Here is a 25,773-nt window from a genome sequence, read left to right as displayed (position 1 = left end):
GTGCCCAGCGGCGGGTACGCACGCTTAGGTCAGCCAGCCTTGGGTGCTGGCCAATTTAATGAGGGCAGCGGTGTTTTTGGCGCCAGTTTTCTCCATGATGTTCTGGCGGTGCGTTTCTACAGTGCGCGGACTGGTAAAGAGCTTGTCGGCAATCTGCGCCGTCGTGAGCCCCTCGGCCACTAAGTGCAGCACCTCCTGCTCCCGTGCCGACAGGCCACCCGTAGTTTTAACAACGGGCTCAGGGCTGCCAATCAGCACTTTATTTAGCATGGCCAGCCCCAGCTCAGAGCACAGGAAGCGTCGTCCCGCAAACACGGTCCGCACGGCCACCACAATTTCGTCGTGGCCGGCGTTCTTCAACACATATCCCGAGGCTCCCGCCGCCAGAACCTGCCCAATGGACTGCTCATTGTCGACCATCGATAGCACCAGCACCCGCACATCGGGATACTCGGCCCGCAGCCGTTGGGTGGTGGCTAGGCCATCGAGGCCCGGCATGTGGAGGTCTAGCAATACTACGTCGCAGGGGGTGGTGGGGAGCTGCGCCAGCAACTGCTCGCCGTTTTCAGCTTCTCCTACCACCTCCAGCGAATCTTCTTGCTGCAGCAAAATCCGCAGGCCGGCGCGCAGCACGGCGTGGTCGTCAACGAGAAATAAGCGAATCATGATTGAGGGTTAGATAAAGGGATACGAATACGTACGTAGGCTCCGCCACTCGGGACGGAGCCATGCTCTACTTGTCCGCCGAGCAGGGCCACCCGGTCGCGGATGCTGCGCAGCCCTAGGCCACTGCTGTGGGCTGGGTTTATGGCAAAGCCAGCGCCATTATCCTCGGCCCGCAGCAACACCCAACCGGGCATGGTCTCCAGCTCCAAGCTAGCCTCGGTAGCGCCGCGGGCGTGCTTCACAATGTTCTGGGCCAGCTCCTGGGCCATGCGGTAAAGGGCCATTTGGAGAGCGGGCGCGAGAGGTGCCACGGCGTCGTCGAGCAATACCTGGATGCGCAGAGGTAGCTGCGGGGTACTCATTTTCCGGCCAATGTCCTGCAGGGCAGTCGCTAAGCCAAATTTTTCGAGCACTATGGGCACCAGCTCATGCGAAAGGGCGCGGGTTTGACCAATGGCCTCGCTGAGGAGCTGCTCGGCCTCGCGGCGGGCCAACAGCAGCGTGGGGTCGGTGGCCAGCAGGGGAGAGTTGAGCCCATCGAGGCGGAGCTTGGTGGCGTACAGAATCTGCCCGATACCGTTGTGTAGGCTTTCGGCCATACGCTTGCGCTCGGTTTCCTGCGCGGCCTGCACCGCCTCAAACAAAGTTTGCTGCTGCGTAAGGCGCAGGCGTAGGTTATCGGCTTCCAGGCGCTGCAGCTCCGTGATGTCCAAGTCCACGCCCAGTACTCGGGCTGGCTGCCCATCCTCTCCAGGGAGCACCACCGCCTTCATGCGCACGGTTTTTATCTGCCCGTGTACCTGCAGGCGCAGCGTATCCTCAAAGCCTTCTCCTATAAGGAGATGGTGCACCAGCTGCTCTGCCCGCGGCCGATCTTCCGGCAGCACTACCTCCAGGTAGTGTTGCGGCGTTATGGAGCTGCCTACGGGCAGACCAAAGAGCTGGTACATCCCGTCAGACCAAAGCATGACCTTAGTAACCAGGTCATAGTCCCAACTGCCCAAGCCCGCCACAGCTTCGGCCTGCTCCAGTAAGCGTAAGTTTTTCAGGCGCTCCTGTTCATACGTTTTGCGCTCGGTGATGTCGAGGTTAGTGGCCACCACGCCGTCGCCCATCTGTACAAACTGGCAGGCAAACCACTGGTTAAACCCATCGTACTCATAGAAGTATTCCATACCCTGGGGTTCCCCCGTGGCCAGGGCCCGCAGCATCAGATCGAAGATGCCCACCTGCCGGATACCAGGGTATACTTCGGCGTACAGCCGGCCAACCAGGTCCGTGCGGCCGGTTTCGCGCTCTAACCTTTTGTTAACCAAGCCAAGGCGGAAATCCTGAATCTGCCCGTTCTCGTCGCGCACGGCGTTCAGCACCGACATAGAAATCAGGCTGGTATCGAACACCGACTGCAGCAGGTCGCGGCTTTCGCTCAGCTCGCGGGTGCGCTCGGCTACTTGCTGCTCTAGCTGCTGGCGGTAGCGCGCCTCGGCTTCGCGCAGTGCGGCTTCGATTTGCTTCTGCTCAGAGGTGTTGCTGAACAGCACCGCCACGCGGCGGTTATCGGGTGGGCCTAGGGCAAAGGCGTACACGTCGAACCAGCGCTCCAGCACGGGCGAATACGCCTCAAAATTGACCGTCTCACCCGCAGCAGCCTGGGCGTAGCGCTCATACCAGATTTCTTCTAGGCCAGGTATCAGCTGGCGCGTCGTTTGGCTGAGCACATCAGCACGGGGCAAGCCAGTCAGGCGCTCAAACTGGGGGTTCACTTCCAGCCACTGCCAGTCTAGGGGCGTGCCGGTAGCTTCGTCGGCGGGCAGCACCTGACCGATGCCGAAGCCCTGGTCCATGGTCTCGAACAAGGTACGGTATTTCGTTTCCGACACTTGTAAGGCTTCCTCCGCCCGCTTGCGGGCTGTGATGTCGTAGCTCACCACCAGCACCGCCTCGGGCCGGCCGGCGAGGTCCAGCAGCGGCACCCCGCGCGAAATGAACGTGCGGCCGTGGGCCGTGTGCTCCAGCGCGAAGCTCTGCCCACCTAGGGCCTGCCGGTAGTGCATTTCGTACTGCGGCACCAGCTCGGGTGGCATGGCCTCAGCCACGGTGCGGCCTATCAGGTCGGCCGGCTCTAGGCCCGCCGCGTCGAGGGCTTCGCCGCCAGCCAGCTGGTAGCGCAGGTCGGGGCCCACCACGAAGGCGGCGGCACCCGGCAGATTAGTAATCAGGGCCCGCAGGCGCTGCTCGCTGGCGGCCAGGGCCTCTTCGGTGCGGGCACGCTCGGCGGCGGCCCAGGTGCGCTCCAGCGTTTCGCGGGCCAGCATTACTTCCGCGGCTTGCCAATCACGCGGTCGGTCGTTGCCCACCGCCAGCACGCCTATCCAAGCCCCGTTCTTCACCAGCGGGATAAGCACGATGGCGCGCTGCTCAACGGCTTCCATCGCCGCTAGGGAGTCCGGCGGCACGAGGTCGGAATGGTACACGTCGGCCACCACCACGGCCTCACCGCGGCGCAGCGGCGGCGCCGTCCAGCTGAACGCGTCGATGGAGTATTCGCCCGCAATGGAAGCCGCGCCGGGGCGTAGGTACTGTTTGCCCACCCAGGCGCGGCCCTCGGCTTCATTTATTTCCACGTAATTCACGCGGTGCGCGTCCAGCCATTCGCCCAGCAGGCGGCAGCCGGCGGTTTCAATCTCGGCGGAGTCGGAGAGCGGCCGGAGCGCGTCGCTGAGCTGCAGCAGAAACGCATGCTGCAGCTCGGCCCGCTTTTGGGCGTCGATGTCAAGAATAGCCGTAACGTGGCCAGTCACCTTTTCGTGGTCGTGCTGCAGTGGCACGGCAAATACCTGCGTCCAAACTGGCGGGCCCTCGGCCGGCGTGTGCAGCATTTCTATGCCCGGTACCACTTTCTCGCCCCGCTGGGCGCGGGCGCCCGGAAATTCGGTGGGCGGGAGCGGGCTGCCGTCCGGGCGTTCGGCGTACCAGCGCTGCTGCTGCGGCAGCGCGTCGCGCGAGGGCATGATGCCAGTGGGCAGGTAGCGCCGCATCTGGTGGTTGGCCAGGGTTAGCCGCCCGTGGGCATCGGTCAGGCCAATGCCTACCGGCAGGGCGTCGAACACCGCGGTGAGGGTGGCTTCGCTGGTGCGCAGCTCTTCTTCAATTTTTGCCTGCTCCAGGGCCACCCACGTCCGTTCGGCTACTTCTTCCAGCAGCGCCATCTCGCCTGGCGTCCAGCGTCGCGGCTGCGCGTTGATGGCAACCAGCGACCAAAGCGGTTTATTCTCTTTGCGCAGCGTTGCGCCCACCATCGCCCGCATGCCGAGCTTGGCGCTGTTACGACGCTCGGTTTCCGACAAGCCCGGTCTCTCGAAATCGTCTTCAATAACGACGGTATGTCTAAGCGCGGTCTTGTAGGCTTCGGGGTAGTCGGACAGCACGAAGTAGGCGGGCAGCGGCGCCACACGGTCGTTGCCGAGCTGATAGTCGACGTCGGCGCGGTTTTCGTGTGGGTAGTAGGTGGTAATGTAGCTACGGTCGAGGCCCAGCTGTTCGCTAAGCAGGTGGAGCGCGCGGTTTGCCACGGCGTCGGCGGTGGGCTCGGTCCGTAGCGCGTCGGAGAACTGCAGCAGAAACTCCTGCCGTTGCTCGTGGCGCTTGCGCTCGGTGATGTCGCTGAACACGGCGGCAATAAAGGGGCTGCCCGCGTGGCCGATGCGCAAATACTGGGTGGTCAGCCAGCGGCCGGTGTCCGTGTTGTAGGCTTCTATTCGTTCGATATGGCCCGTTTGATAGACCCGCGTCAGCGCGTCGAACCAGTGCGGCTCGATGTGCGGAAATACTTCGCTCGCTCGCTTGCCGTTGCCAACGGCTAGCCCCGTATGCTGTTGAAATGCCGCGTTTGCTTCCCAGTAAATAATATCAACCGCCTGGCCGCGCTCGTCAACTACGAGCTCCTGCACGCAAAAGCCTTCGTCAATCGTCTCAAACAGGGTGCGAAACTTTTCTTCCGACTGGCGCAGGGCCGCTTCGGCGCGGGCGCGCTCCAGGGCCGCCCAGGTGCGCTCGGTTGCTTCTTCGAGTAGTGCCACCTCAGCGGGCGTCCAGCGCCGAGGCGCGGCCGCCACCGCTACGATAGCCCAATAAGGGCGCTGCTCGCCCTGGCGCAGGGCGGCGGCTACCAGGGCCCGCAGGCCTAGGGCCCCAATGTTGCGCCTGTCCGTGTCGGACAGGCCTTCGGTCGCGGCGAAGTCGTCGATGACCAGCGTGCGGTCAAACACCAAGCGGAAGGTTTCGGGAAAGTCGGAGAGGCGAATGCCGCCGGGCAGCGGCGGCACCCGGTCGTTGCCGACCTGGTGCAGGATGTCGGCGTGGCCGGCCTCTAGGTGGTACTCGGCGATGTAGCAGCGGTCGAGTCCTAGCTGCTCGCTGAGCAGGGCCAGGGCGCGGTTGGCCGCAGCGTCGGCGGTGGGCTCGGCCCGCAGCGCGTCGGAGAACTGGAGCAAAAATGCCTGCCGCTGCTCCTGTTGCTTGCGCTCGGTGATGTCGACAACCATCGAGTAGTAGCCAGCCACCGAGCCGTCGGGCTGCACGTCGGGCACAAACTCGGTCTGCACGTGCCGCCGCCCGGCAGTTCGGAAATTCATCTCTTCTTCGAACGACTGCTGCTGGCCCGCCAGTGCCGCTTCGGCGTGGGGCAGTAGCCGGGCAAAGGCTTCCTCGCCCACCACCTCGCGCAAGGGCTGGCCCCGCAGCTCTTCCTGCGCGCGGCCAAACCACTCCTGGTAGCGCTGATTGATAAAGCGATACCGCAGCCCGGCATCGACGTAGGCGATGAGGGCCGGCGTAGCGTTGGTAACGAGCCGGAGCCGCTGCTCGCCCGCGCGCAGGGCTTCTTCGGTGCGGGCACGCTCCACGGCGGCCCAAGCGCGCTCGGCTACCTCGGCCGCTAGGGCGGCTTCGGCGGCGGTCCACTCCCTAGGGGTGCTTTGCACCAGGCACAGTACCCCGACGGGCTGCCCGTTTTTAATGACGGGTACGTCGAGGTAGGAAATGACTTGCCGCTGCACGCAAAGCTGGCGCAGGTTCTCGTCTACTGATTCCTCCTGGCGCACGTCGCGCACCACAAGGGGGTGGCCAGCCTTCAGCACCGCAAAGTTGGCCAGCGGGTAAGTGCCCGCCACCGACGGCAGCCCTTCGGTGGCAGCTTCGCGCTGGATGACGACTTGCCCGTCGACGATTTCGCAGTAGTAGCAGCGGTCGGCCCCGAAGTGCTGGCGAGCCAGGCGCGTCGCGGCTTCCTGAATGGATACCGCGTCGGCTAGGGGGCCTAGGGTATCGGTTAGCTGCAGGCGGAACGTTTCGGTCTCGGCCGCCTGGCGCAGCTGCGCTTCGTGCCGCTTGTGCTCGGTAATATCCTCGAACACATTCGCCACTATCCGGCTCTCGGGCCCGCCAATGCGGGAGGTGTGCGTGCGGTACCACTGCTGAGCGCCGGCGTGGTAGTTCTCGTAGCGCAGAGCCTTGCCCGTTTTTACCACGCTATCGTAGGCATCTAGCCAGTACTGCTCCGTGGGGACAACCGTGCTGGTGCGCTTGCCGGCCACGTCGGTCAGGCCGGTGATGCGCTTGAAGGCTGGGTTGACTTCCACCCACTGCATATCCACGGGCTGGCCGTGGTCGTCATACAGCATTTCCAGGATGGAAACGCCTTCTTCCATGGTGTGAAAGAGCGAGTGGTACCTGTCCTGGGCCTGCTGCGCCAGCTTCTCCTTCAAACTGATAAGTTCTTCCTGAGCTTGCTTGCGCTCCGTGATGTCGATTGCTGAGGCCACGAGGCCGTCGCCTAGCTTGGCGGCTAGCAGGTGAAACCAATACGGGATACCCTGGAGGGTGACCTGGATTTCGGTATCCAGCGGGTGCCCGGTTTCCACTACCTCGCTGTACAGCGTAAATACAGGAGTATCAAGTATTCCTGGGTACGCTTCCGAATAGCGCTTGCCTACCTGGTCGGCGGCCGTATACCGGCGCGCTTGTTGGTTTTGTAGCCGAAACTCGAAATCGATGATATGGCCCGAGGTGTCGCGCACCGCCTGGTTATAGGCGATAGGGTTCAGGGAAACATCAAACACCGTCTGGATGAGGTTCTTGCTTTCCTGAAGCTCTAGCTCGGCTTGCTTGCGCTCCGTAATTTCGACCGTATTCATCACGAAGCCGTCGCCCATGCGCACCAGGGTTTGGTGAAACCACGCATTAAATTGCTCGTGGGCGTAGTACTGCTCATGGTCGATGGGCACGCCGGTTTCGGTCACCTGCACGAACTTCTCGAACAAGCCCGTTTCCACCACGCCCGGGTTCTCTTGCAGCAGGCTCTTGCCCGTCATGGGGCCGCCGTACTGCTTCAGCCAGACCTGGTTGGTGAATAGCCAGGTAAAATCGACAATCTTCCCATCGGCATCCCGCACGGCTTTGAAGGCCTGCACGACGTGGTGGGAGCTATCCAGCGTGGCCTGTAGCAGCTCTTTCGTTTCGCGCAGTTCCTGCTCGGCTTGCTTGCGAGCGGTAATGTCGTGGGTGGTCGTCGTCACCCCATCACCTAGCTTCACGGTGGATTGGTGAAACCACCCATCGAACTGCTCGTGCACGTAGTGGTGCTCGCGCTGGTCGGGCACGCCCGTTTCAAGCACCTGCCGGAAGGCATCGAAAATGCCTGCTTCCACCACGCCTGGGTTCATTTGGCGCAGGTGCTGGCCGATAACGTTGCCGTAGTAGCGTTCAGCGGCGGCGTTGTTGAGCACCCAGATGAAATCTATCACGGCCCCTTGCTCGTCGCGCACGGCCTCGAACACCTGCACCATATCCAGGGAGCTGTCAATGGTAGCGCGCAGCAGCTCATGGCTCTCGTGCAGCGCTTGTTCGGCCTGTACCCGCTCGGTTATATCCTGCACCAGCCCGCGGAGCTGCACAGCGTTGCCGGCCGCGTCGCAGCGTACTTCGCCGTGAGCTTCTAGGGTGCGCTCGGTGCCGTCGGGGCGGCGGATGCGGCGGCGGTACGTGTAGGGCTGCTTGGTGCGAATGGCCTCATTGAGTACCCGTCGCACAGTGGCCACGTCGTCGGGGTGAGAACGGGCATCGATAGTTTCGAGCGTGACCTCAAAGGCTTGTGGCGCCTCCCCAAACAGCTGGTACAGGCCATCGGAGAAGTAGAAGCTGCCGCTGACTAGGTCAGCCTCGTAGGAGCCGGTGTGGGCCACGGACTCCATATCCAGTAGCAACTCGTGGCTGCGCTGCCTGTCGGCTTCGGCCTGGTGGCGGGCCGTCACGTTGTCCCAGAACACCCAGCGCTGCCCGTTGGGGGCTGAGGCTGTGCGCACGCCAATCCACTGCCCAGAATAGGGCAGCCAGTAGTCGGCCGGGGGCGTACCGGGTTGGGCTAAGGCAGCTAGCAATTCCGCAGGCAGCACGGCAGGGTGCACCTGAGCCGGCAGGTGGCCTAGCGCCGCCTGAGTGGGCACTCCCCACAAGGTAGCAGCAGCGGCATTGAGGTAAGTCACCTTGCCATCGGGAGCCAGTTCCAGCACTCCCCACGGCATCAGTTCCAGCAACTCTTGGTTGTTGGTTGGTGTCCCTTGGCTCGCACCTTTCGAAGCAGATTGGGCACCATTTGTCGCGGTAGAGGAGGAGCCGAGGGAATCCATGAATTGGTGCGTAAGTACCACTACGGGTTCCGGCGGTGTCTATGTACCTGCCTGCAGGAAGCCCGGGTAAAATAAGATGACCTCGTAAGTAACAGGATTCCCGCTGTCTCAACAAGCTCATCTATAAAGGCGTGCGGATCAAGCCCCGGCAACCTGCTCTGTAGTTAGGAGTTAAGTGCCAATGTGAGGCAAGTATGGAAACCTAAATTATATAGGCCGATACCCGAATCTGGTGCCCACCCACGCTGGCCTAGCTCCCGCGTGCCCGGAGTTGAGCAGGGAGAGACCGGGTACGGTAGTTGGGCGACCCTGGCGGAAGGAGTGCTCTTCGGGCGGACTTTCCGCGCGCCTAAAGTACGGGCGCGTGCTAGCGGCCGGTCAGGTTTCCGGGTAGGAGCTGATGGTAATGGCGGGCTCACACCCTGAGCAGACGGGTAAGCCTGCTCTACTGGCCTAGGCCAGTACGGCGTGCTGGCCATGGGAGTACACGCTGACCCAAGCTAAGGAAACTACTCGAGAGCCGCTGCGTCGTCGAGGGTGGGCACCATCATCAGGTGGGCACCCGTGCTAGCCAGCGTGTGCCGCAGGGTGCGCTTAACGGCACCGGATACTTGACAAAGCACCAGCCGGGCTTTGCGCCGGTGCAAGCGCTGCTGACAGGCCCAGAGCAGCCAGGCCGCCGTTGGCGACACGGTTTCCAGCAGGCGGCAGTCAATCCATACGGCGGGCTTCCCACTAAGGCAGGCATGAGACAAGTGAGCGGCTAACTCAGTTTCGGCAGTGGTAACCGCAGTGGGGGCCAACGCGAGCAGGTAACTAGTTGGTAGCAGTTGGTAGCAGGCAATCATAATGGCGGCCGTACGGGGGCAATGAAACAACGCCACAAAGTTCTGAGCCTGTAACTACTTTACTGCCCGCATTTTCCCGTAAACTGCCCGGCGAAAAACACGGAAGTAACATGACCACAAGTGCATGCACCCGGGGCTGGTTCCTTACCGGCTTACTGCCTCATTTGCTAGTGCTAAGTGGTAATACTGATGACGCTAGGTGCCGGAAGCCAGGCTACGTGTAAGTTGGCTGATAATATAGACCTGCTTACTGGCCTAGAACTATTAATGGCTAGGCCAGTAAGGAACCCCTAGGGCTTAAGGTAAAGAGCTGTATTTGCTCCGGGTGAGTGGCCCAGCGGGAGTGCGGCCACAAGCACAATAGCAATAGCGCCTTAGTCGTGGCACCGCAAAAAGTGAGTTCTCACTCTCCACGCTGCCACGCCTAAGGCGCTGTTGCCTTTCTATGGGTAGAACAAGAGCGGTGTAACTAGGGCTACGACTAACGCATTCCCCTAAATCTCCAACTTAAAGAAGCTGCCTTTGCCCAGCAATGATGATTGCCGGATAACCAGATCCCCGGTGATAACAAATGTGCGGGGCTGGAAGCTTTCTTTCTGCCGTACCTGCTCTAGAAAGAGGCGAGCGGCCTGCTGCCCAATCCGGTAGGGGTGGAGGTTAACGGTGGTTAGGCCCGGCTCAATCATGGAGGCCATAAATTCGTCGCCGAACCCCACTACGGCCATATCGTCGGGCACCCTGATGCCGCGTTGCTTAAGCGCAACCAGCAAATCGAAGGCATTGGTGTAGTTGATGGCAAAGATGGCATCGGGGGGCTCGGGTAGGGCCAGCCAGTTATCCAGAGCCGCTACCGCCGACTCCGGTTTGAAGTTGATGTGCGTCTGGTACTCCGGCCGCAGCGGCATGTGGTGGCGTTTCAGGGCGTTCTGATAGCCCGCCAATCGATTGCGGCTGATCAATAACGATTCCGGACCGGCCAGAATAGCAATCCGACGGGCTCCCTGTTCAATGAGGTGCTCTGTCACGTTGAAGGCTCCGTTCCAGTCGTCGAGAATTACCTTGGCGCTGTCCACCTCATTGCTCACCCGGTCGAAATGAATCACAGGGATGCCGCGGCAGGCCTCGGGCTTTACGTGGTCGAAGTTTTCGGTTTCCCGCGAGTGGCAGATCAGTAGGCCATCGACCCGGCTGGCAATCAGCGCCTGCACGTTACTGACTTCCATATCGTAGCTTTCCTTCGATTGGCAAATCATTACCCGGTAGCCGGCCTCGCCCACCACTTGCTGAATACCGCTTACCGCCGTCGCGAAGAAAGGCCGCTCAATATCCGGGATAACGACGCCAATCGTATTGGTTTCGCTGCTTTTTAGGCTCTGGGCCAGCAGGTTAGGCTGGTAGTCGAGCTGCCGTGCCACGTCCAGAATCGCCTGGCGGGTGTTAGCATTAATATCGGAGTGGCCATTCAGAGCCCTCGATACGGTAGAGGGCGCAACACCCAGTACCTTTGCTACGTCGCTGATGGTGGTCTGCCGCGGTTTCGTTTCAGATACCTGGGGCGTTTTATCGTCGGTGAAATGATAGTTGCACGCTTTACACAGGTAGCGCTGCCGCCCTCTGATAAACCCCGCTCGCATCACGGCATCAGCCGAATAGCACTTTGTGCATTTCATCATAGCGAAATAGAATTATTCCAGAGGCAAAAGAGGAGAATTCGAAAGCCAGTACATCGGCTTCGTTTTATTATTTGAAGGTAATCTACAAAAAAAATATTTCATTAGACCGAAATGAAATTACCTATCGGAACCGTTTTCGGTAACGTTTTCGGTATTTTTATTTAGAAATCAGCGAGATGAGCCCGTTTTCGGATGAGGTATCGTTGTATTTGTTGCTCTATATTCGAAAGCGAGTTCTCACTCACTCCTCCTAAGATAGTTGTAACCGACTCCGACGGGCTTGAGTGTAGAAATCAGTTAAAGATTGCATTTTTCTTACAATTATAGAGGTATGCTGCATACCATGCGCTGGTTCGGGCCTAATGACCCGGTTTCTTTATTCGCTCTGCGTCAAGCTGGTTGCACTGGTGTGGTAACGGCTTTGCATCAGATTCCGGTAGGGCAGGTGTGGCCCGTGGAGGAGATTCAGGCGCGCCAGCAGCTGATTGAAGCCGACAATGAGCAGTTCTCGCCTTTGCACTGGGCAGTGGTAGAAAGCCTACCTGTACACGAAGACATTAAGAAGGGGCGCCCCGCGCGCGCGCAATACATACAGGCCTACCAGCAGTCGATTCGTAACCTGGCCGCCTGCGGTATCAGCACCGTGTGCTACAACTTCATGCCCGTGCTGGATTGGTCGCGCACCAACCTGAACTACGTGATGCCAGATGGCTCCCGGGCCCTACGGTTTGTGTGGCAGGACTTCGCTCTCTTCGACCTGTGCATTCTCAAGCGCCCCGGCGCCGAAAACGATTACGAGCCGGCCGTGGCTGCGGCAGCCCGCGAGCAATTTTCTTCTATGTCGGCGGAAGAAATAGCCCAGCTAACTAATACGGTATTGCTAGGTCTGCCCGGCTCCGAAGAAGCGTTTGAGCTGGCCGGTTTCCAAGGCCTGCTGAATGAGTACGCCAGCATCGACGCCAATACGCTCCGCGAAAATCTATACTACTTCCTGCGGGAGGTAGGCCCCGTGGCCGAGGAGGTAGGCGTAACCCTCTGCATTCACCCCGACGACCCACCGTTCCCGCTGCTCGGCCTGCCCCGCGTGGTAAGCACCGAAGCCGATCTGCTGGGCTTAGTACAGGCCTACGATTCGCCTGCCAACGGCATTACTTTCTGCACTGGTTCTCTGGGTGTGCGTCCCGATAACGATCTGCCCGGTATCGTGCGCCGCCTGGGGCACCGCATTCATTTTGTGCACCTGCGCGCCACCAAGCGTGAGGAAAACCCCCGCAACTTCCACGAGGCCGACCACCTCACCGGCGACGTGGATATGTACGCCGTGGTGCAGGAGCTGGTGCGTGAGGAGTTGCGCCGCGCGCAAACCGGCGAGGGCAACCCCAACCTGCCCATGCGCCCCGACCACGGCCACCAGATGCTCGACGACCTCGAGAAGCGCACCTACCCGGGCTACTCCGCTATCGGGCGCCTTAAAGGCCTAGCCGAACTGCGCGGCCTAGAGCTGGGCATCCGCCGCAGCCTCGCCGACCAAGAACAACCTGCTCTGACCACCTCCGCTCACACCTTTGCCCAGTAGTATTCCCGCTTCCTATGTCCTTCCGCTCTCTGCTGCTCCTTCTTGTACTCTGCACCTTTGCTCAGCGTGGCCTAGCCGACGATGGGTACCGGCTGTGGTTGAAGTATGAGTTGGTGCGCGACGCTAGCCAGCGCAAGGCGTACCAAAAACAGGCAAAGTTTATTGCCGTGCCCACCGGGGCTTCGCCCATTCTGCAAACGGCCGGCCGCGAGTTGCAGCAAGGCTTGCTGGGGCTGCTAGGCCAGTCGGTACCCGTAATGGGGGAGAGCAAAGGCAAAGGCGGCATCGTACTGTCGGTGGCCGCTAACCCCGAGCTAGGGGAGGAGGGCTACCGCGTGAGCACTCAAGGCGGCAACGTAGTGGTAACCGGGGCAACGGATAAGGGCGCGCTCTACGGGGCATTTGCCCTGCTGCGCCACTTGCAAATCGGCCAGTCAATTGCTAACGTCAACCTGACCAGCAAGCCCCGCATTGAGTACCGCCTGCTGAATCACTGGGACAATCCCAACGGCACCGTGGAGCGGGGCTACGCGGGCTCTTCCATCTGGAAATGGCAGGAGCTACCCGATGTAATTGACCCGCGCTACCGCGACTACGCCCGCGCCAATGCCTCTATCGGCATTAATGGGGTAGTGTTCAACAACGTAAATGCCAGCGCCCGCTTCCTGACGGCAGAGTATCTGCAGAAGGTGGCGGCCCTGGCCAATGTAATGCGACCTTATGGGATTAGGGTGTACATGTCGGTGCTGTGGGCTGCACCCAAGGTGATTGGAGGGCTGCAAACCTCTGATCCCTTGGACCCCCAGGTGCGCCGCTGGTGGACCGCTAAAACCGACGAGATATACAAGGTTATTCCCGATTTCGGAGGCTTCCTGGTGAAGGCTAACTCCGAGGGCGAACCCGGCCCCCAGGACTACGGCCGCAACCACGCCGACGGGGCTAACATGCTAGCCGAAGCCCTAGGCCAGCACGATGGCATTGTGATGTGGCGCGCTTTCGTGTATAAGGCCAACTCCAACGGCGACCGGTTCAAAGAAGCATTTCAGGAGTTTCAGCCCCTTGATGGCAAGTTTGCGAAGAAGGTGCTGGTGCAGGTGAAAAACGGCCCCATCGACTTCCAGGCCCGCGAGCCATTCCACCCGCTATTCGGGGCCATGCCCAAAACGCCGCTGGTGCTGGAAGTGCAGCTCACGCAGGAGTACCTGGGTTTCGCCACCCACCTCGTGTATCTGGCTCCGCTCATCAAGGAATGTCTGGAGGCCGATACCTACGCGAAGGGCCCCGGATCAACGGTGGCTAAGGTAGTAGATGGCACAATCGATAATCATGCAATTAGCGGCATTGCGGGCGTGGCCAACATCGGCTCCGACCGCAATTGGACCGGGCACCCCGTAGGCCAGGCTAACTGGTATTCCTACGGTCGCCTTGCCTGGGACCACACGCTTACTTCGCAGGCTCTTGCCGAGGAATGGACCAAGATGACGCTGACTCAGGAGCCCAAGGCCGTGAGCACCATCACGGATCTGCTCACGAAGTCGCGGGATATTTATGTGCGTTACACCACGCCCCTTGGTCTGCATCACATCATGGGCCAGAGCATCCACTACGGACCCGAGCCCTGGCTGGAAAAAAGCGCCCGCCCCGACTGGACCTCTATTTACTACCACAAAGCCGACGCTGTAGGCCTGGGCTTCAACCGCACCGCTACCGGTAGCAATGCCCTAGGCCTGTACGCGCCGCAAGTGCAAAAGCAGTGGGGTGACCCTGCTACCTGCCCCCCCGATTATCTGCTGTGGTTCCACCACGTGCCCTGGACCCAGACGCTGAATACCGGCCAGACGCTGTGGAACGAGCTAGCCACCCGCTACTACACCGGCGCCGACTCGGTGCAGTGGATGCAGCAGCAGTGGGCCCAAGTGCAGCCTAACGTTGATGCCGAGCTGCACGCTGATGTAGCCTCTCGCCTGCGCATTCAGCAGCGCGAAGCCATCTGGTGGCGCGATGCCTGCGTGCTCTACTTCCAGACCTACTCCAAGCAGCCGCTACCGCCCACGCTCACGCCGCCCACGCGTCCTCTCGCTGAAATCAAACAGCTGGTCGACATCTACCAGCTTCGCTAATCCTGCCAACTTCTATTTGGCTCCAATACCTCACTCCGAATGGAAAATCTTACACCCACCCTCGCTCAACTTGCTCACCCCAACACCCAGTCGAGCCCCTTCTCACTGGAAGGTCGCCTTGCCCTTATCACGGGCGGTGGCACCGGCATTGGGTTGGAAATTGCCCGCTGCATGGTGGCAGCCGGCGCTACCGTAATCATCACGGGCCGCCGCGAGGGAGTGCTGCAGGAAGCCGTATCTCACCTGGGGGCTTCGGCGCACTACCTCACCAACGATGTGTGCGACCTGGCTTCGCTCGATGGGTTGGTAGACCACATTGAGGCCACGTATGGCGAGCTGGACATCGTGGTAAACAACGCCGGCATCAACATGAAGAAGCCTGCGCTGGAAGTAACCGACGAGGAGTTCAACCGCATCATTCACACCAACCTGAACTCCGTGTTTGCCCTCACCCGGGCCTGCGCCAAGCGCATGGTGGCCCGCAAACGTGGCGTGATTCTGATGATTTCCTCCATGGCCGCCTACTACGGCATCGACCGGGTAGTGGCCTACGCCGCCTCGAAGTCGGCAGTGGAGGGGATGGTGAAAGTACTGGCCTCGGAGTTCTCCAAAGACAATGTGCGCGTGAATGCCATTGCTCCTGGTTTCATTGAAACCGAGATGAGCCGCACCGCCATGAACTCCGACCCCGACCGCCGCGACCGGGCTATGCGCCGCACGCCCATGGGCAAATTTGGCCAGCCCGAAGACATTGGGCACGCTGCCGTGTTCCTCGCCTCCGACGCTGCCCGCTATATCACGGGTGCTTCCTTGCCCGTGGACGGCGGCAACTCTATTGGTTTCTAATTTCACGAATACCGCACCTGGGTAATCCGGGGCGTTCAGCAGTTTCTTCCCTCATTCACAAATCCCACACTCCATGCAATTCCCTTTACGCAAGACGGCGTTGGGCCTAAGCTGGCCACTTCTGGCGGCTACCGGGCTCTCATTAGCTGGCGGCCTACTGGCTCCTACAGCGGTACAGGCCCAGGCTACCGCACAATCAGTTTCTGGCCGCGTTGTCGGTACAGATGGTGCCGGGCTGCCCGGCGTAAACGTGGTAGTGAAAGGCACCACTACCGGTACGGTGACTGACGGAGAAGGCCGGTACACAGTGGCAGCTCCGGCTGGCTCTACTCTGGTATTCTCTTTCGTGGGCTTCACCTCTAAAGAGGTAGCCGTTGGCAACCAGACTACCATTAATGCCACGCTGGGGGAAGATGCTAAAGCCCTGAATGAGGTAGTAGTAGTAGGTTACGGGGTGCAGAAGAAAAGCCAGGTAACAGGCGCTATTTCTTCGGTGGATGAGCAGTCTCTGCGCGATGTGCCGGTAGCCAACATCGGCCAGGCACTGCAGGGCCGTGCGGCTGGTGTAAACATCTCCAGCACCAGCACCACGCCCGGTCAGGCACCGGTTATCCGTATCCGCGGTAACCGCTCGTTTGCAGGCAGCAACGACCCGCTGCTGGTAGTAGACGGCGTACCATTTGATGGCAACCTGAACGACTTGAACCCCGACGATATCACGTCGCTGGAAGTGCTGAAAGACGCTTCGTCGACGGCTATTTATGGTGCGCGTGGTGCTAACGGCGTTATTCTGATTACCACCAAGCGTGGTAAGTCTGGTGCTCCGCGGGCAACGTACAGCGCCTATTACGGCGTGAAAAAGCCCTACGGCCTTTACGACCTGCAGAACGGCCAGGAGTATTACAACTACCGTGCGGAAGCTTTCCGGGCAGCTGGGCAGAATCCTAATTCTGCAGCTGGCTTCCTTACCGATGATGAGAAGGCTAACTATGCCGCCGGTCGCAGCTTCGACTATCAGGATCTGTTATTCCAGAACGGTCGGATCCAGAACCACGCCCTGGGCGTGAGCGGAGGTACCGATCAGACCCAGTACTCGGCCTCGCTGGGCTACTACGATGAAACCGGCATTGTACCCGTGCAAGGCATCAAGCGCTACTCCCTGCGTGGTACCCTCGACCAGCAGATCGGCAAGCGGATTAAGGTGGGCCTGAACACGCTCAACACCTTCACCCAGCAGAATGATCCGAACCTGAATATCTCATACAACATTCTTACGAGCAGCCCCCTGGCTTCGCCCTACGATTCCAACGGTAACCCTATTCTGTTCCCGAACACCGACAACGCGCAGGCCAACCCACTCAACTACTACACCAAGGATGCGCACTTTGAGCAGCGCCGCCGTCTGCGCACGTTCAACAGCCTCTACGGTCAGGTAAACATCCTAAAAGGTCTGGATTACCGGTTAAACCTCGGTCTCGATGGCCGCACGGAAAACAACGAGTCGTTCTTCGCATCTAACACGCCGGCGCAGGCCGGTGGCCAGAACGCGGCCACGCGCAACAACAGCATTGCCTTCAACTTGCTGGTTGAAAACTTGCTGACCTACAACCGCACGTTTGCTGAAAAGCACGATGTGAACTTCACCGGTCTGTACAGCTGGCAACAGTTCCGCACCGACGGTTTCGAGGCCGGTGCTCAGAACCTGCCCACTAACTACCAGCAGGCATTTAACTTGGGTGCCGGTACGCCTTCGTTTGCGCGAAGCAACAAGAGCCAGTGGGATATTATCTCCTACATGGGCCGCCTGAACTACGCCTTCGATAACCGTTACTCCGCTACGCTGACCATGCGCGTAGACGGCTCGTCGCGCTTGGCCCCAGGTAACAAATTTAAGCCGTTCCCCTCGGCCGCTGTGGCCTGGAATATTGCCAACGAATCGTTCCTGAGCGGACAGGCTTGGCTGAACGTACTGAAGCTGCGTGCTAGCTACGGCCGCACGGGTAGCACCGCCGTTAACCCCTACCAGACACTGGGCTCCCTGGTGTCGAACCTGGGCAACGGTTACTATAACTTCGGCGGCACTGGCGTAGCCGGCGTAATACCTAACTCCATTCCGAACCCCAACCTGGGCTGGGAGTACACTGCTACCACCAACTTTGGTCTTGACTTCGGTTTCTTCAACAACCGCGTAACCGGTTCGATAGAGGCCTACCAGCAGCGTACCAGCGACCTGCTGCTGCCCGACGCCTTGCCTACTACCAGCGGCTACGGCTCCTTCACTCGTAACATTGGCCAGACTCAGAACCGCGGTTTGGAGATTAGCCTAACCACGGTGAACGTGCGCTCTAGCAGTGGCTTCGAGTGGAGCACTGACTGGAACTTCACCATCAACCGGGAGAAAGTACTTGACCTAGGCCTGGGCAAAGATGAAAACGGCAACGAGCGGAGCGACATCAGCAACCAGCGCTTCATTGGCCAGCCTCTGTATGTCTTCTACAACTACAAGTACGCCGGCATTTACCAGCAGAACGAAGCCGACGCAGCTGCTAAGGCTGGTACCCGGGTCGGACAGGTTAAAATTGAAGACCTCAACGGCAACGGGGTAGTGGATGGCGCCGACCGTCAGATCATTGGTACTCGCCAGCCGAAGTTTGAAGCCGGTATGACCCAGCGCTTCCGCTTCAAGGGCTTCGACCTGACTGCTGTAGGCCTCACCCGCGTTGGTGCTACGGTAGTAGATCCGCTGCTGTTCCCTTCCAACTACATCACTACCTTCAGCGGCCGTCGCAATCAGCTCAACCTGCCTTACTGGACGCCAGAAACGCCTAACAACCGCTTCCCGCAGCCGAACCAGAACTACTTCAACGACTTCGTGCTGAACTCGCAGTCGCTGGCCTACCTGAGCGGTACGTTCATTAAAGTGCGCAGCATTGACCTGGGCTACACGCTGCCTGCTACCCTCACGCAGCGCGCTAAAATGAGCACGGCCCGCATCTACGTGCAGGTGCAGAACCCGCTGATTTGGTCGCCGGTGGAGTACTACAAGAAGAACAAAGCCATCGACCCAGATGCCTTGTCTTACTCAACCCGCTTCAACGGCAGCACGGCTAACAACGGTGGCGTTTCCTTCGACTACGGCACCAACTATCCCGTTACCCGCGCCTTCATTGTGGGTCTGAATGTAGGTTTCTAATTTTCCCTGAATTTTCCCTGACGCTACGTGCGTTTCCCATCCATATGAAAAAGATTCTGCTCACAGGTTCGGCGCTGGCTTTGCTATTAGCCGCCAGCAGCTGCAGCAAAGATACTTTGGACGAGAATCCTCGCTCCGTGTTGGTTCCTAGCTTCCTCGGTACGCCCGAAGGTGTCCAAGCTGGTTTATCAGGTGTGTACTCCAGCCTCCGCAGTGCTACTGCTGACCAGGGTGGATCCATCTTCATCTCGCAGGGCACTGACGAGTTTATGCGGGGCTTTGCCACAACGGAAGGCTTCGAGGACTACAACGCTGGTGCCCTGAACGGCACCAACGGCAACGTTACTAACACGTGGGGTGGCTATTACCGCGCTATCAACACGGCTAATGGCGTAATCCAGTACGCCAACTCGGTACAGGGTATTCCGCCAGCTACCATTGCACAGGTGGTGGCCGAAGCCAAAGTGTTGCGGGCCTGGTTCTACTTCCGCTTGGTGCGGTCGTTCGGCGACGTTCCGCTGTATCTGACTTTCGTGGATACTCCCACTAAGGACTTTACGCGGGCTCCGGTTGCTGATGTGTATAATGCCATTGTGAAGGACCTGACCGACGCGCTCGGCTCAATTTCTAACACGGCGGCGCAGCCTGGCCGCGTAACGCGGGCCACGGCTTTGCACATGCTAGGCCAGGTACACCTCACCCGCGCTACGTCTACTGCCAAGCAGGCCGACGACTATGCTAAGGCCGCGCAGTACTCGGAAGAACTCATTCGGGATGCCAGCAAATACGGCAAAGGCCTGGAGGCTGACCCCGCCGATGTGTTCAAGGAAGGCAACGAGAACGGCAAGGAGGTGCTGATGAACGTACAGTTCAACACCGACCCTACCTTCACGGGTATCTCGGATAACGGTGCTGGTGGTGCCGGACAAAACCAAACCAACTACCTGTTCCGTGGCCGCTACGACCTGCTGCCTAACGTAGCTCGTAGCGTAGTATATGGCCGTCCTTTCGGTCGTCTGACTTCTACGCCTTACCTGCTGAACTCCTACATCCTGCCCAGCGAAACCACCGACCGGCAGTGGCGCACTACGGATACGCGTTACAGCAAGTGGTTCTCTACGCTGTGGTTGGTTAACTCGCCAGGTGTAAACGGTGGCACTGGCTTCAACCCGAAAGCCGTAGTAGGGGATACTGCCGCCTGGTATGCCGGTCGTGAAATTACGGCCGCCGAGCGCGCCCGCATTGCGGCCCGTCCGAATGGCCCATACGTAGTAGGTACTCCAAGCACCTACACCACGAACTTCTCGCCCTTCATCAACAAGTTTGATGACACCACGCGTCCAGCTGCTAACACCAGCTCCGACCGTCCGCTGATCCTGATGCGTCTGTCGGAAACCTACCTGATTGCTGCTGAGGCCAACATGTACCTGGGTAACCTGACGAAGGCCCGCGACTTTATCAACGTGGTGCGCCGCCGCGCTGCTGCTCCTGGTAAAACCGCTCAAATGGAGATTACCGAAAGCCAGCTCAACATTGACTTCATCCTAGATGAGCGCAGCCGTGAATTGGCTGGTGAGCAAGTTCGGTGGTACGACTTGGTGCGCACTGGCAAGCTGATCGAGCGCGTGAAGAAGTACGTGCCAGCTTTGATTAGCTCTAAGCCTTCGCCCATCCCCGGTGTAACCGATAACTACGGCTCTGCAGCTGCAGCTAACATTCAGCCTTACCATGTGCTGCGTCCTATTCCACGTCAGGAAATTGACCGCACGGGTGGCAAAATCACGCAAAACCCCGGCTACCCCCAATAATTGGGTGAGCAGCTAGTACGCGAAGAGTAACACATTGCCGGCAGTACTACCGAACCCGAACTCGTTCGGTCTAGGTATGCTGTCGGCAATATGTTTACACTACCTGGCAAGCAACTAGTAAGAAATAAGCTTGTCTGATTCTTAATTAGGCTTGGAAGCGCTTTCCTGGCTACCGGAGTGGCCTAGAGTAATAGGCCAACACTACATACAACCTTCACCACATAATATGAGACGAACGAACCTGAAAGCCTTGCTGGGTATTACGACCGCCTTACTCGTGCAAAGCTCAAGCCTATTCGCACAATCGATTGAGTTAGCTAATCCTATTTTGACGGGTTTTTACCCCGACCCAAGCATTACTAAAGTTGGCAAGGACTACTACCTGGTAAACTCCACGTTTTCCTACTTCCCCGGCATTCCGGTCATGCACAGCCGCGACCTGAAGAACTGGAAGCAGATTGGCAACGTGATAGACCGGCCTTCGCAAATGACCTTCATGGGCGACCGGATGACCCGCGGGTTATTTGCGCCCGCTATTGAGTATCATAACGGCACGTATTACGTTACCTGCACCCAAATTGACCACAAGGGCAACTTTGTGGTAACGGCCAAAAACCCCGCCGGTCCGTGGAGCGACCCAGTGTTCATGCCTGAGGTACGCGGAATCGACCCTTCGCTGTATTTCGAGGGCGACAAGGCCTACGTTATCTACAACAGCGACCCACCCGAAAATAAGCCCCTCTATGACGGCCACCGCTCCATCAAGATTATTGAGCTAAACCCGCAGACCCTGAAAACGGTAGGCGAAGCCAAGATCGTAGTGAATGGGGGAGTAGACCTGAGCAAGAAGCCCGTTTGGATTGAGGGCCCGCACCTGATGAAGCGCGGCGACTGGTATTACCTCTACGCGGCTGAGGGTGGCACTTCAGTAAACCACACCGAGGTGGTCTTCCGCAGCAAGGAGCCTCTCGGTCCGTTTGTACCCTACGAGAAGAACCCCATCCTCTCGCAGCGCGAGCTGCCCAAGGACCGCAAAGACCCCATTACCTCGGCTGGGCACGCCCAGTTTGTGGAAGGGCCCGATGGCAAGACCTACGCCATTTTCCTGGCTGTGCGGCCCTACGAAGGTAACTTCTACAACACTGGCCGCGAAACGTTTATCGTGCCCGTGGAATGGAAGGACGGCTGGCCCGTGACGGTGCCTGGCCCTAATGGTGTGCAGTACTCCTATAAGGCCAACTTCCCCGAGGTGAAGCAGCCTGGCGCCCTGCCGCAGAGTGGCAACTTCAGCTACACGCTCACCTTCGAGAAGCAGCTCGACCCCGCACTGCTGTTCATGCGCACCGTTGACAGCACCAATTTCTCGCTGAGCAAAGCCAAAGGGCTTACCCTGAAACTTAAGCCCGAAACGGTAGCCGAAACCGGCAATCCGGCCTTTATTGGCAAGCGGCAGCAGCACATGTACGGCAGCGCCGAAACCGAGCTGACCTTCTCAGCTAAGGCGGCCAATGAAACGGCTGGCCTAGTGGTTTTCCAGGACGAGAAGCACTTCTACTACCTCTGCAAATCGGTCGAGAATGGTAAGCCCGTCGTGCAGCTATTCAAGAGCACCGCCGACGCGAAGAACACTGAGCTGCTGGCGAAAGCACCGCTGAAAACGGCGGCCGGCAAGGTGCAGCTGCGCATCAACGCTGATGGTGACACCTACAGCTTCCGCTTTTCGGAGGACGGCAAAAACTACACGCTGCTGAAAGACAAAGTGGATGCGCGCTTCCTGAGCACGCAGGTAGCGGGCGGCTTTATCGGCTGCCTTTACGGCATGTACGGCACGTCGGCCGGACAGCCCACCACCAACACGGCCTCCTTTAAGTGGCTGAAGTACGAAGGGCACGACCCCATGTACAAGAAATAATCTGCAGCCTGCTACGCTTCCACTCTCTCTGTATGCGCTTCCTTCCACTTCTTTGCCTGCTGGCGCTGCCTCTTGCTGTCGCTCAGGCCGCTAAGCCTATCCAAATTAGCAGCCCAGACGGAGCTGTGCTGGTGACAGTAGACGTAACGGCTCAAGGTCAGCCCACCTATACCGTAAGGTACCGCCAAGCTGAGCTGCTACGGCCCTCGCACCTAGGCCTACGCCTCGCCAGTGCTGATCTTACGCAAGGTCTCAAACTCACAAAAGCCGACAAGCAAACCACCGTAACTGACAACTACCAGCTGGCCACCGACAAACGCGCCAACTGCCGCTACCGGGCCAACCGGCGCGTGCTGCACTTTACGGGCACGGCCGGGACGCCGCAGCTCAGCGTGGTGTTTCAGGTGTCGAACGATGGGGTAGCGTTTCAGTATGTGCTGGAGGGGCCTAGCCAAGAGGTGCAGCGTATCACGGCGGAGGGCACCACGTTTCACCTGCCGGCCGGGGCCAAGGGCTGGCTGCACCCGCACGCCAAAGCCCAGACTGGATTTGCCAACACCCAGCCTTCGTACGAGGAGAACTACCAGCGTGGCATTGCGGCCGGCACGCCTTCTACCATCGGGCAAGGGTGGTCGTTTCCGGCCTTGTTCCAAACTGCCGGGCACTGGGTATTGCTGACTGAGGCCGGCATGGGCCGCACCTACGCCGGCACCCACCTAGCCCACGAGTCGCCCGATGCCGAGTACGCCGTGGCCTTCCCGCAGCCGGCCGAAAAAACTACGCCCGACGCTGCCCTGCTGCCCGAAAGCCGCCTACCCTGGAGCACGCCTTGGCGCGTGGTGGTGGTTGGCAATTCGCTGGCGCCTATTGTCGAATCGACCCTGACGACGGACTTGAGCGCACCCGCTAAAACGCCGTTGCTCACCGACGCGCCCGGTAAATCGTCGTGGTCGTGGGTGCTGATGGGCGACCAAAACACCAACTACGATGTGCAGCGTCGCTTCATCGACTACGCCGCCAATATGGGGTGGCGCTATTGCCTGGTCGATGCCCTCTGGGACAAGCAAATCGGCTACGAGAAAACCCAGGAGCTAGCCCAGTACGCCCGCTCCAAAAACGTAGGCCTGTTGGTGTGGTACAACTCCAACGGCCAATGGAACCAGGCTCCGCAAACGCCCACCAACGTACTGTTTGAGCCCGAAAGCCGCCGCAAGGAGTTTGCCCGTATCAAGCAGATGGGTGTAGCCGGGGTGAAAATTGACTTCTTCGGGGGTGATGGGCAGTCGTTCATGAATTACTACCAGGACCTGCTAGTCGATGCCTCGCAAGCCGGCCTGCTGGTCAATTTCCACGGCACCACCATCCCACGGGGCTGGAATCGCACTTACCCCAACCTGATGACGATGGAAGCGGTGAAGGGCTTTGAGTTCCTGACCTTCGACCAGCGCAGTACCGATCAGGAGCCAACCCATTGCGCCACGCTGCCCTTCACCCGCAACGCCGTAGGCCCCATGGACTTTACGCCCATGGCCTTCTCGGAGATTCGGGGCAAGCAGCGTCGCACGTCCAATGCCTTCGAGTTGGCGTTATCGGTGGTGTTTCAGTCGGGCATTCAGCACTACGCCGAGGTGCCTGAAGGCATGGCCGCGCAACCCGCTTACGTGCAAGATTTCGTGAAGAAGCTACCCCCGCGCTGGGCCGATGTGAAGTACGTGGACGGCTTCCCCGGCGAATATGCGGTGCTGGCCCGCCAGGCCCCCGGCGGCGGGTGGTACGTGGCCGGCATCAACGCCACCGACGCGCCCAAAACTATTCAGGTTGACCTCAGCAAGCTAGGCCTAAAGAGTGGCACGCTCATCACCGATGGAGATACCAACCGCAGCTTCAGCACCCGAGCCGTGTCAGGCAACACCGTCAGCGTGACGCTACCCGCACGAGGCGGCTTCGTGGTGCAGCCCTAGGCCACTGGTCAGTATTCTCAATCCTAATCAAGCCGGTGGCTTGTGCTGAGCGTGCACCGACGCTGATTTGCCATACCTCTCTATGAAAACACGCTTTTCTTTCTTTCGCCGCAGCCGAATGGGCTTGCTACTACTAGGACTGTTGTATACTGGCCTAGATAGCGCAGTTGCCCAGCGCTCCCCCAAGCCGGCGCCTACCACACAGAAAGGGGCTTTTTACTCGGGCAAGTACCCTAGCTTGCTGCGGGAGGCCGGCTACAGCCAGGCCGCCATCGACCAGAAAGTAGCGCAGGCCTACCACGACGTATTCGAAGGGCCCAACAAGGTGTACTTCGAGGTGGGCGACTCGATGGCTTACGTCTCGGACCTGAAAAACCACGACGCCCGCACTGAAGGCATGTCGTACGGGATGATGGTAGCCGTGCAGCTCAACAAGAAAGAGGTATTTGACCGCCTCTGGCGCTGGTCGAAGAAGAATCTGCAGCACCAAAGCGGCCCGCTGGAAGGTTATTTCGCCTGGAGCTTCAGCACCACTACCATGAAGCTTAACTCGGAAGGACCTGCTTCGGATGGCGAATTGTATTTTGTTACCAGCCTGCTATTTGCTGCCAACCGTTGGGGCAACAGCACTGGTATCAACTACTACCAGGAGGCCCGTCGGATATTGGATGCCTCGTGGAAGAAAGACGGCACTGGCGGGGTGCGCAACCTCTTCAACACCGAGCACAAGCAAATCACTTTTGTGCCGGTGGGGGATATGTACAACTGGACCGACCCGTCGTACCACGTGCCGGCCTTCCTGGAGGTGTGGGCCACCTACGCCAAAGACGGCCACGAGCAGTTTTACCGGGCGTGCGCCGATACGGCGCGGGCCTTTCTGCACCGCGCCTGCGCCGCGCCCACTGGCCTCAACTACGACTACACCGAGTTCAGTGGCAAGCCCCACGCCACCAAGTGGGCGCCGCCAGCATTCCGCTACGATTCGTGGCGGGTGCCCATGAACATTGCCATGGACTACGTGTGGTTTGGCAAGGACAAAGCCTGGCAGGAGCAGTACGCGCGGCGCTTCCAGGGCTTTCTGCGCAGCAAGGGACTAAACACATTCGAGGACCAGTTCAACGTGGACGGCTCGCGGCCCGACTTCATCTTGCAAGCGGGCGACGTCAAGAAGCTGCGACACTCGCTAGGCCTGGTAGCCACCAGCGCGTCGGCCTCGCTCATGCATCAAGACCGGGACCTGGCCTTCGTGCATGCGCTCTGGAACGCTAAGCTTGAGCCCTACGAGGACGGCTACTTTGACCCGTACTACGATGGACTTTTGTACCTATTTAGCTTAATGCACCTAAGCGGCAAGTATCAGGCTATCAAACCCGCGCAACAGTAATTACTACCCTTGCTCGGTATTCACCCGCCCATGCCTTACTCAATGAAGCACAGTATTTTACTAGTTGGGATAGTTCTTTCATCCGCCGTTGCTCGGCCACT

At 59.4% G+C, this 25,773-nt stretch carries 12 protein-coding genes; 8 read left to right on the top strand and 4 right to left on the bottom strand.

Translation table 11 applies throughout. The annotated features are described in order from the left end of the window. Nucleotides 1–24: 24 nt before the first annotated feature. The 4 genes from EU556_RS15135 to EU556_RS15120 form a co-directional block, all read right to left on the bottom strand. The gene (locus EU556_RS15135) at nt 25–666 is read right to left on the bottom strand and encodes a response regulator transcription factor (protein WP_135434989.1); all 642 of its coding nucleotides are present in this window, start codon (nt 664–666) and stop codon (nt 25–27) included. Beyond that, the gene (locus EU556_RS15130) at nt 663–8,351 is read right to left on the bottom strand and encodes a PAS domain-containing protein (protein WP_135434988.1); all 7,689 of its coding nucleotides are present in this window, start codon (nt 8,349–8,351) and stop codon (nt 663–665) included. The genes EU556_RS15135 and EU556_RS15130 overlap by 4 nt, the downstream gene beginning before the upstream one ends. 509 nt (nt 8,352–8,860) lie before the next feature. Then, the gene (locus EU556_RS15125) at nt 8,861–9,235 is read right to left on the bottom strand and encodes an STAS domain-containing protein (protein ID WP_135434987.1); all 375 of its coding nucleotides are present in this window, start codon (nt 9,233–9,235) and stop codon (nt 8,861–8,863) included. Nucleotides 9,236–9,693: 458 nt separating this feature from the next. Beyond that, on the bottom strand, nt 9,694–10,872 hold the full coding sequence (locus tag EU556_RS15120; protein WP_135434986.1) for a LacI family DNA-binding transcriptional regulator: 1,179 nt from the start codon (nt 10,870–10,872) through the stop codon (nt 9,694–9,696). 331 nt (nt 10,873–11,203) lie between these two features. Between EU556_RS15120 and uxuA the strand changes: the two genes are divergently transcribed. From uxuA to EU556_RS15080, 8 genes are all read left to right on the top strand, one after another. Next, nucleotides 11,204–12,448, top strand: coding sequence for a mannonate dehydratase (gene uxuA, locus EU556_RS15115; RefSeq protein ID WP_245327701.1), 1,245 nt, complete (start codon nt 11,204–11,206; stop codon nt 12,446–12,448). Nucleotides 12,449–12,462: 14 nt separating this feature from the next. Further along, nucleotides 12,463–14,568 (top strand): alpha-glucuronidase family glycosyl hydrolase, encoded by a 2,106-nt coding sequence (locus tag EU556_RS15110; protein ID WP_135434985.1) that lies wholly within the window; start codon nt 12,463–12,465, stop codon nt 14,566–14,568. Nucleotides 14,569–14,607: 39 nt separating this feature from the next. After that, nucleotides 14,608–15,414 (top strand): SDR family NAD(P)-dependent oxidoreductase, encoded by an 807-nt coding sequence (locus EU556_RS15105; RefSeq protein WP_135434984.1) that lies wholly within the window; start codon nt 14,608–14,610, stop codon nt 15,412–15,414. A gap of 73 nt (nt 15,415–15,487) precedes the next feature. Further along, nucleotides 15,488–18,607: a SusC/RagA family TonB-linked outer membrane protein gene (locus tag EU556_RS15100; protein ID WP_135434983.1), complete on the top strand. Its 3,120-nt coding sequence runs from the start codon at nt 15,488–15,490 to the stop codon at nt 18,605–18,607. A gap of 44 nt (nt 18,608–18,651) precedes the next feature. Next, nucleotides 18,652–20,415 carry a RagB/SusD family nutrient uptake outer membrane protein gene (locus EU556_RS15095; RefSeq protein WP_135434982.1) on the top strand — a complete coding sequence of 588 codons (1,764 nt, stop codon included), beginning with the start codon at nt 18,652–18,654 and terminating at the stop codon, nt 20,413–20,415. Nucleotides 20,416–20,641: 226 nt separating this feature from the next. Beyond that, complete coding sequence (locus tag EU556_RS15090; RefSeq protein ID WP_135434981.1) at nt 20,642–22,327, top strand: glycoside hydrolase family 43 protein; 1,686 nt, start codon at nt 20,642–20,644, stop codon at nt 22,325–22,327. A 32-nt stretch (nt 22,328–22,359) separates the two neighbouring features. Further along, nucleotides 22,360–24,288: a glycoside hydrolase family 97 protein gene (locus EU556_RS15085; RefSeq protein ID WP_135434980.1), complete on the top strand. Its 1,929-nt coding sequence runs from the start codon at nt 22,360–22,362 to the stop codon at nt 24,286–24,288. A gap of 82 nt (nt 24,289–24,370) precedes the next feature. Beyond that, nucleotides 24,371–25,672 (top strand): glycosyl hydrolase family 8, encoded by a 1,302-nt coding sequence (locus EU556_RS15080; protein ID WP_245327699.1) that lies wholly within the window; start codon nt 24,371–24,373, stop codon nt 25,670–25,672. The last annotated feature ends 101 nt before the right edge of the window (nt 25,673–25,773 follow it).

It is taken from the genome of Hymenobacter fodinae (assembly GCF_004745825.1).
In the GTDB taxonomy this organism is placed as follows: domain Bacteria; phylum Bacteroidota; class Bacteroidia; order Cytophagales; family Hymenobacteraceae; genus Hymenobacter; species Hymenobacter fodinae.
Note: the sequence above shows the minus strand (reverse complement) of the source record. Positions and strands in the feature narration are given on the sequence as shown.

Coding starts and splice junctions, on each gene's coding strand:
- EU556_RS15105 (WP_135434984.1), top strand. CDS start 14,608: ATGGAAAATCTTACACCCACCCTCGCTCAACTTGCTCACCCCAACACC.
- EU556_RS15080 (WP_245327699.1), top strand. CDS start 24,371: ATGAAAACACGCTTTTCTTTCTTTCGCCGCAGCCGAATGGGCTTGCTA.
- EU556_RS15110 (WP_135434985.1), top strand. CDS start 12,463: ATGTCCTTCCGCTCTCTGCTGCTCCTTCTTGTACTCTGCACCTTTGCT.
- EU556_RS15085 (WP_135434980.1), top strand. CDS start 22,360: ATGCGCTTCCTTCCACTTCTTTGCCTGCTGGCGCTGCCTCTTGCTGTC.
- EU556_RS15135 (WP_135434989.1), bottom strand. CDS start 666: ATGATTCGCTTATTTCTCGTTGACGACCACGCCGTGCTGCGCGCCGGC.
- EU556_RS15090 (WP_135434981.1), top strand. CDS start 20,642: ATGAGACGAACGAACCTGAAAGCCTTGCTGGGTATTACGACCGCCTTA.
- EU556_RS15130 (WP_135434988.1), bottom strand. CDS start 8,351: ATGGATTCCCTCGGCTCCTCCTCTACCGCGACAAATGGTGCCCAATCT.
- EU556_RS15095 (WP_135434982.1), top strand. CDS start 18,652: ATGAAAAAGATTCTGCTCACAGGTTCGGCGCTGGCTTTGCTATTAGCC.
- EU556_RS15100 (WP_135434983.1), top strand. CDS start 15,488: ATGCAATTCCCTTTACGCAAGACGGCGTTGGGCCTAAGCTGGCCACTT.
- uxuA (WP_245327701.1), top strand. CDS start 11,204: ATGCTGCATACCATGCGCTGGTTCGGGCCTAATGACCCGGTTTCTTTA.
- EU556_RS15120 (WP_135434986.1), bottom strand. CDS start 10,872: ATGATGAAATGCACAAAGTGCTATTCGGCTGATGCCGTGATGCGAGCG.